At 31.2% G+C, this 9130-nt stretch carries 4 protein-coding genes and 1 pseudogene; 2 read left to right on the top strand and 3 right to left on the bottom strand.

All coding sequences use genetic code 11. The features are described from left to right. Positions 1–276 (top strand): annotated as a pseudogene (locus F6K40_RS27460) (hypothetical protein); the annotation flags it as partial. Between the two features lie 308 nt (positions 277–584). Here the strand turns inward: F6K40_RS27460 and F6K40_RS27455 are convergent. Beyond that, positions 585–1568 carry a DMT family transporter gene (locus F6K40_RS27455; RefSeq protein ID WP_293140280.1) on the bottom strand — a complete coding sequence of 328 codons (984 nt, stop codon included), beginning with the start codon at positions 1566–1568 and terminating at the stop codon, positions 585–587. A gap of 347 nt (positions 1569–1915) precedes the next feature. Next, a complete protein-coding gene (locus tag F6K40_RS27450; protein WP_293140279.1) occupies positions 1916–3727 on the bottom strand; it encodes a hypothetical protein in 1812 nt (603 codons plus the stop codon). Positions 3728–5452: 1725 nt separating this feature from the next. Between F6K40_RS27450 and F6K40_RS27445 the strand changes: the two genes are divergently transcribed. Then, a complete protein-coding gene (locus F6K40_RS27445; protein ID WP_293140278.1) occupies positions 5453–6517 on the top strand; it encodes an alginate O-acetyltransferase AlgX-related protein in 1065 nt (354 codons plus the stop codon). A 203-nt stretch (positions 6518–6720) separates the two neighbouring features. Here the strand turns inward: F6K40_RS27445 and F6K40_RS27440 are convergent, their stop codons facing one another. After that, the gene (locus F6K40_RS27440; protein WP_293140277.1) at positions 6721–8067 is read right to left on the bottom strand and encodes a hypothetical protein; all 1347 of its coding nucleotides are present in this window, start codon (positions 8065–8067) and stop codon (positions 6721–6723) included. Between the last annotated feature and the right edge of the window lie 1063 nt (positions 8068–9130).

Genomic DNA, 9130 nt, shown 5'->3' with positions numbered 1-9130 from the left:
GACGAATATCAAGTTAATGATGAGTTATTAAATGAAACTTTTGCCGAGTACGATGATTTAAAACGAGAGTCTGATAATTTGACTTGTCAGCAAGCAATTTTGAGCAAATTTTTAGCAGCTAATAACATTCCTTATCTAGATATGTTGAATAGATTTAAAATCGAACAAAATAACCATCCTTTATACTTACTCAGGGAACCCCATTGGAATAGTGCTGGAAATTTATTAGCTGCCGATATTTTGTTCAATTATTTAGTTAAAGATATAGATCGATAATTAATAATTAACAATTAATAATTAATAATTAATAATTATTTCTTCTGTAATAGAAGGATTGCCTAAAAGGAATTTTTTTCTTCTCTTGGTCGATTCGATATGGTTAGGTAACCTATCCATCCCATCCTAGGTCATGCTCTGCAAACGACCGCTTTTTTCTCCATAAATAAAAAGGCTTGATACATTAATTTTTCGGTAAATTTACTTCATAAATATAGGAATTACTATAATTAATCTAGTTATTAATATCAAATTCCCTTTATTCGGTATAAAAAAAAAATTTCATCTTCAGCTATTACCAAATATTTCTAAATTTTTTGCTCTCCTAACTCCTGTACGGGCGAATAGCAATTCGCTCCTACAACTTCTGAATTATTATCTAATACCTGATCTGATTTAGCCAAATAAATTCCCGATAATACTAATACAAACGTCAACGCATTTAATAAACTCAATTCTTCCTCAAAAATTCCCCAGGCCAAGAATGCCGCAATAATCGGTTCCAGCAACAAAATTAGAGAGACAAACCCAGATGAAAATTGTTTTAAACTGTAAATTAATGCACTTCCTCCAATTAAGTTACACAAAATCCCTAGACCAATAACACTCAACCATCCAGAAAGAGAAACTGGTAATAGTTTCTCTTCAAAAAGCAACGCAAATGGTAACAATAATAGACAGCATAAACAGTTATTCCATATTAAAATTGTAGTTGTTTTAAATTTAACTCGGAGATGCTCTATTACCAAAATTACCCCAGCGTAGAAAATGGCATAAACTAATGCAATGGTGTCCCCTATCAATGTATATTTAGCTAGGTGAAAATCTTGAAAACCAATTATTAAACTTCCTCCTAGAGCTATAATTATACCTATTAAAAAGCGACTACCAAAAGATTTACTTAACAGTAACCACCCACTCAAAACAGTAAAGATAGGAGTTGTATTGTGGAGGAGATTAGAGTTAGCAACGGTTGTTTTTGTCAGAGACCATGCCCAAGTTACTAGACAAGCTATATTTAGAATAGCAAGAAGGAATAAATAGAAAAAATCCTTGAAAGTATAAGTCTCTTGAAAATTAGTAGATAAGCGATCGCTCTGCTTATCCGAAAGTATTTTAATACCATTTCCCAGAATTAAAGCTAGACTGGTAATCCAAAAGCGATTAAATATTGTTGCATAAGAACCTAACTCATTTTCAGCAATACGAGTCAGAATTGGGGCAAAAGATAGAGTAATAATCGCAATTCCTAAGAAGGTAATTGACCAAATTGGAGATTCTTTAGTTAACACTATGAGCTTCCTTAATAACTATCATCTAAAAGAGGGAGTAGGGAATAGGTATAGAGGGGGAAATAGTTGATAATTGATGGGATTTTTGATTGTTTGAGATGTCTATTGATTAATTTCTCGGAAGCAGATTTTCTACTCCTCTACTCCTTACCTAATAATTAAATAATTTAGCCTGAAAGTCTCCCCTTTCAAGGAGAAAAAAGCGGTTGAAGGATGGCGACGAAACCTCGCCATATCCAATCAAGCAAGAGAAATAAATTTTTTCCTTTTAGTCAATCCTCTTCCTTTTAGGGAGAGGTAATTATCCATTATCAATTATCCATTATCCATTAATGAATCCCTATTATTTAATTACCTGACAAAACAGTAAGATTTTCACCATTCTTATTAACTACATAAGTACCGGGAATTTGATAAAATTTAGTTGTTTTTGTATCTAATGCCCAAGCTTTAACATTAATATTTCCTTGGGGAAACTTATGAGTAGATAATACTTTTTGCCATCCCGATTTAAAGTATTTTTGACTCTTCAATTCTTTGACAAGATTAAGTCTTGGCATTGTTATATCTGCCACAGCAGAAACAATAGGTTCACCTTGCCAATTATCATAACTAAGAACTATGGTATCTACGGGTAAATTTGTATCAGTAAATATTGCCCAACCAGTCGCTAATAAGTTATTACCGCCAATAAATTCTAGCTTCTCAAAAATACCTTCTATTTGTCTAGTCTTATTGGTATCTACTAAGTCGGGAATGCGATTAGTTGCAATTAACCCAGGCTCTAAAAAACCTATTTCTGTTAAGTAATTAGCCCGTTCTTTTATATATTCAAAATAGTAAGGATCAATCAGATTTTGACAGTTATCGTGAGTAAAATCAATTAGTAGTAAACAGCCTTTATATTTCAAAAAATTTTGTTTCCATGACTTCATCTTGTCTACACTATAGGTTAAGTTGTGTACTTGGATAACAGTTATTATGCCAAGAAACCAGCAAATAATTTTCGAGAATAAACTTCTATTAATTAAAAAATATTCTTTTTTAATAGCATCTTCTCCCACAATTATCATTAAATGAATTATGGAAATAATAATATATGTTGAAAATGTTGTATATCTTGATGAAAGAGCCTGTTCTATACCAAGTGTTACTCTACCAGCAGATGTAACTAAAGCACTAATAACTGCATACGAACCTAGCATAATCCAGCCAATAGTTTGATGTCGCAATTCATAATCTTTAATATGCCTGATGACATAAGAACAAAAACCAATAAATAGAATAATAATTACCGCACCAAAAATAATTGAATTATTTAAGGGTTTTATACTACTACCAACTCCTAGAGAGCTACCTAAAAATGCTAGAAAATATTGGAAAGTTTGATATGGATATTGAAGTGATTCTAATGGACTAGGGTGAGATAATGGCTTTTGATAATTATGGAAGTAAAAGGTTATATTGGCTAGAAATACTATTATCCAAAGTAGATATAAAGTTATGTTTTTTCTAATATCTGACCAAGATTTTAGTTGTACTAAAACTAGCACTGGTAAGACTATTACCCAGGCTAATAAACCATTAGCATAAGAAAAAGTGCTGATGATTGATAAAACCATACAACTTAAAATTTTGCCTAGATTATTTAGTCTTGAATAAGCAATTAATATACAGGAGGTAATGCAGACTATAGGAGTAAAAACAACTATTTGAATACCCCACAACCAATTTTCATATTGAACAGCAGAAAAGATAAATATATTAGATACTAATGCTATGGTTAGACCTTTGATCTGGGAGCCACCTATTGTTAATCTATTTAAGATATAAATATTTACAGAAACTATGCAGGCAAGTAAAAATGTGACTAACATTTCATATCTAATATTCCATTTGCTTAGAAATGCTAGAGTCAGAAAAATTAGTCTGGGAAAAAATTTTCTACTTTCATTGTGCTGTGCTATTAAATCATTGAAAGATAGAGTTCCTTGATGAAATTTTTCAAAGATAGCAGAGATTTGCCATTGGTCTTGAATTGGTACATTTACACTATATTTAAGAATTAGAATCCCTAAAACTATAGCCGGAATTATTGCTATAAATAAACTGATGCCTAAAATTAACCTAGAACTTAATTCATAATTATTTTTTTGCATATTTAGATTAGATTTGGAAAATTTGTCTTGTATCATGTTCGATTAAATAGTTATAAATAATAGGTCATTTCAGTTATCAGTTATCAGTACCTCCGAGTTTAGTATTGGGATGGAAATACTGAATTGAATATTTTTTTAATCCTCTTAAAAGGGGAGGCTTTAGACCTGATTTGTTTGTAATAGGAAGGGGGCGAGTAGGAGCAATTTATGAATTGCTTCTAGAAGCAGATTCTATTGATAACTGATTATCTAAATAGGATATTAATTATACTCTAAATTTTTTTGGTTCAATTAATTGCTAAAATTTCATCCATATCATAATATATATCTACCTGATGATTGTCAACTATGGCAATCCTCTTAGATTTATGTAAATCAAGATTTTAGGGAAAATGGAACAGAGGAGAAAATCGGGATTTCCCTTGACTCATAGAATTTTTACAAATTATTTTGTAACTAATTTTATACCTATATATCGAAACTAGATTTGTAAGCATTCAGCCGTCAGTTATTAGCTATTACCTATTAATTTTTGGGAAGGTAAAAGTAATTGAGAAAGAATCAAAATTTACTGCCCAAGTCCCCTTTACCGAAAAATTTTGGTTTCAAGCTTCCCCTTTTAAGGAGATAATAAATAAAAATTTTCATAATTAGTCAATCCTCTGATTTTCAACAATTAATAATTATTAATTGTTGAAAAACCTTGGAAGTAATTATTCATTACTAATTGCTGAAGAGCTGACTTATAATAGGTGAATATTTACCTAGATTTATAGATATTTTTAGGTCGATTAAATACAGCAACTAACCCTAATATCAAGATAGCTATAGAAAAACTAAGTCATTAAAAAGTAAGCATTTAGTTGTCAGCTATCAGCTATAGCAATCCTATTTAAGTTGGAGTATTTTAGCTTGTAGGGGCGATTCGTGAATCGCCCCTACAAGGAGTCTCGAGTAATAATTTACTCATGTTTTCAGCTCCAATTAACTATTAGAAAAATTGTCACAACCAATTTAGGACTACTATATCAGCTTTATTACCTTTAGAGGAGGAAAAAGCAATTGAGATATTTCAGGAAAATTAAAAGTATTGGAACAAAAATGACCTGAACATTCGCAGTGTATACTAATTATTTATCAAATACCTAAAAGCTGACTGCTAAGAGCTGAATACTTACCAAATAATTCTCTCTATCTACTTAAAAAGCTAATAGCTGACAGTTATAGTCATTTCAGTTTAAATTGAGACAAGGTTTTCTTGCTGTGAAAGAGTTTCAGTTAAAAAAGTATTTCATTCTTAAATTAAATGATTATATATGTTATATTAACGTCTTATACCAATTTGAAAAAAGAATGTTACGAATAATAAGGATGATAAAAGAGGTGCATCTCAATATTTGCAAAAATACTTTTTTCCTATTCCCTATTCTCTGTTCCCTGTTCCCTAAAAGCAATAAATTTTTGGCTTTCTTAAAAATTGAGATGCACCCAATAAAAGACTTTATAGAATATGTCCCTTTGAGTAAAAAGCTCAGTTATGAACTAAGAAATGGTATTGAAGCTATTCATTATGACTCCTGACTCCTGACTCCTGACTCCTAAAAAATTACCTAGCTATTTGTAGCAAACATTTATCAATTTGGTATTACTGGTTAGTAATCTAGATTTGCTTTACTTAAATCAAGCCAAAATATTCATCCCATCTCGCAAAACCAAAACTTAATAATGAAAAAGATTTTTTCTCTAGTCCGTCAAACAGTAATTATTTCTTTAATCACATTTGGTTTAACAGAAATTGCATTCAGAATTTATCACAAAATTAATCCTTCGTTTATGTTTTACGATCCCTCATCTTATAATCGCTGGCGAGGAAAACCATTTTCTACAGATTATGATTTTCAGTTAAATTCTAGGGGATTTAAAGATGTCGAATTTACTAAACAAAAAGCAGAAGGTACATATAGAATTATTGGCATAGGTGATTCTTTTGCTTATAGTGGCGTACCTTATAAACACAACTTTTTAACTCTATTGGAGTCTAAACTTAATCGGGATAGTCAGCAACCTATAGAATTAATAAATATGGGAATAATTGCTATTGGACCGAAAGATTATTTATCCCTATTTGTTAATGAAGGATTAGAGTTAAATCCTGATATGCTTTTACTATCTTTTTATGTTGGTAATGACTTTTCTGATAACTATAAATCCCAAGAAGATAGGAGGTTACTTAAGATTCAAGATTCTTACGTTTTATCTTTCTTTTATTTTCTAATTAAGGTAAACAGTAAGTTTGAAGGCAACCTCTATCATCATGGCATTGAATATCGAGAAGACTTGCCTACTGTACCAGATGACTTTCATCTGGAAGAGGCAAAAAAGAGAAGTTATATTTTTATCAAAAATCCTGAAAAAACAGATTTTCCAGAACATTTTAATGATGCTTTTAGCGACTTATTAAAAATCAAAGAAATCTGCGATCGCCAAAATATTACTTTAGTCGTAGTTTTAATGCCTGATGAGGTACAAGTCATTCAACAATTAAGAGAAAAAGTAGTTGCTAGTTACAATTTTTCTCCAGAACAATTTGACTTCCGGCAACCTAATAAATTACTATCTCAAGAACTGAATAAACATAATATTTATCATCTTGATATTGTGGAAGAATTTGTTGCTGCTGGTTCGGAAACTGCTCTCTACAAACCCAACGATATTCATTGGAATATTGCTGGTAATAGATTAGCTGCGGAAGTAATAGATAAGTATCTCTCTCAGAAATTTTTTCCCTAATACCAAAACATTTATCAAATTTGTAGTAGGGGCGGCCATTCGCCACTACAGGAGTCATCTGGGAATAGCTTCGATGCCATTTCTTGGTTCATAGTTTATCTTATTAGTTAAATCCACATCTCCTGTAAAGTCTTTTTCTTACTCTTATTATTCGTAACATTCTTTTAAAAAATTCCATACCACTATTCCCTATTCCCTATTCCCTATTCCCTAACTTCTACAGTAAGTGTAGTAAAAATTGAATTAGCTACAAATTCCGACAAAATATTTTCTCCAACTTCAGCATAATGACAACAACTATCTATATAAACTATTTCCTTAGCATCATCTAAAATTTTCACACCATTGAAAAAATTCACACCATTCTGTTTTAAATTATCTATTTTACTTAAAAGCACCGGATATCCTAATTCTGTTGCTTTCCTAAAAGGACTATCAGAGTCAAAAGCAATTTTCTGTTCTGTTTCACTATAAACTCGGTTAGTCGGATAATATTGATTAGGTTGTAGAACATGAAAATATAAAATGTTATTATTAGCAGCTATTTGCTTCATCATTATTGATGCTTTTTGCCAATGTCCTGCCATAGTTTGATATAATTCTGATTCTTCTAGTTCTGGGTTTTGCGCATAGAAATAAACAATACTAGCTTCTGTTTCTCCTGCTGCTTCTTGGGCTGCTTTTTTCCTTTCTTTATCAAAAATTTTGACATTTTTACGATAGGTTGTTGCTAAGTTTTGTACATAGATTGATGTCAGAGCATAACAATAAGCTACTTGACATTTATCTAAAGTTTCTAAAGCATCTTTCAATTTATTCTTACTATCATTAATTTTCAACATAGCTTGAATAGATTTTGTAGAAAGACTATTATTTGCGATGTTTGTTAATGGTACAACATGGTTGGTACTAGGCATCATAATATCAACAGCATTTTCATTATTTGCTTGTGCCAAAGTTACTTCATTAAAACCATCTATATTGATGATCATATCAAATTGTTGACCAATAGAAAGAAAGTAGTTTAATAATATTAATTGTTGTGGTTGTTTATAGCCTCCTGTTGCAAAAGACAAGATAATAAATTCCTTATCTTTAAATTCGGGAAGTTGTTTTAATTTCTTTTCTAAGATTTGATTCTGAATTTCATATATTGAATAGTTTGAGGCAACGGAACCACCAAATACTCCGATTATATATTGATTATTATTCTGCTTTTGATAAGGATAATCATAGGGAGAAATAAAACCAGCGCCATTATATTTAAAACCTTCTCTAAAATCAGGTCCTGGTTTTTGAACATAGCCAAAGTAAGGATGCAATCTTTCGATGACGGAGTCTTCTAATCTAATTCCTGCTAAGTTAATTCCCATTGCATTTTTATTGACATTGGCATTTATATTTTCATTTTCTTCTTGATTTTCTAGTTCTTCTCCTTGATTATTTTCCGTGACTTTTTCTCTGGTGTAGAAAAATTGCTTATTTTTGAAAAAATACCAACCCAGAGAACCTAATTCTAAAAATACAAATAAGAAAATTATGTTGATCAAAATGATTTTCCATAGTTCTGAGGGTTTTTTCAAAATACTCAAGTTTTTCATAGCAATTTTATAGCAAGTAATTTAGATGTTTTTTTAGTTATAGGCGTTATTGTTGTTGGTTTTTTTTCCTTAAGACAATCTACGCTCATTGAACTATTTTAGCTGTGTCGGTACTAGAATAATGAATTGATAGCTTACTGTTGAATACTACCCATTCTATAGAACCCCTAACCGTATCTTTTACCGAATAATTAATAATTAAATAATTAAATAATTCAGCTTTGTTAGCTTCCCCAATAAAGGGGAAAAAGTGGTCGTTTAGCTAGCGCACAACTTTCCTGAGGGAATGCTCCCCAAACGTTTTTCATGTCGCGCAGCGAAACGGAGTTCTATCGCTAAAGCACGATACTTTTTTAGTTGAATAAAAAGTCATGCTTATAGGCAAGTTAGCCCAGTTAATATTTATGATATCACAAAAATTGTGAGGATGGAACCGAAAATCCTTTGACGGGCGAAATTTTTCGGGAGCTTAAGGAAATGAAAATGTGATGGGTTTTCTACTTAGGAGCAATAGATGGAAAGATTCGACGATCAGAAAAACAAACATTATGATGTTTATCGGAAGCTCGAGAAGATGAAAATATTTTTGGTATTGCTTTGCCAAAGAAAATTCCCAAATACTGACATTGTCTATTACTAAGGAAAATTAGTTGAATAAAAAGTCAGGCATATAGGCGAGCGACCCCAGTTAATACTTATGATATCACAAAAATTGTGAGGATGGAACCGAAAATCCTTTGACGGGCGAAATTTTTCGGGAGCTTAAGGAAATGAAAATGTGATGGGTTTTCTACTTAGGAGCAATAGATGGAAAGATTCGACGATCAGAAAAACAAACATTATGATGTTTATCGGAAGCTCGAGAAGATGAAAATATTTTTGGTATTGCTTTGCCAAAGAAAATTCCCAAATACTGACATTGTCTATTACTAAGGAAAATTAGTTGAATAAAAAGTCAGGCATATAGGCGAGCGACCCCAGTTAATACTTATGATATCACAAAAATTGTGAG

Source organism: Okeania sp. SIO3I5 (assembly GCF_010672085.1).
Lineage (GTDB): Bacteria > Cyanobacteriota > Cyanobacteriia > Cyanobacteriales > Microcoleaceae > Trichodesmium.
The sequence above is the reverse complement of the archived record's forward strand: the minus strand, read 5'-3'. Positions and strand labels throughout refer to the sequence as shown.

Bases quoted from the DNA above. Each gene is read 5' to 3' on its own strand.
- F6K40_RS27450 (WP_293140279.1), bottom strand. From the start codon at position 3,727: ATGCAAAAAAATAATTATGAATTAAGTTCTAGGTTAATTTTAGGCATC.
- F6K40_RS27445 (WP_293140278.1), top strand. From the start codon at position 5,453: ATGAAAAAGATTTTTTCTCTAGTCCGTCAAACAGTAATTATTTCTTTA.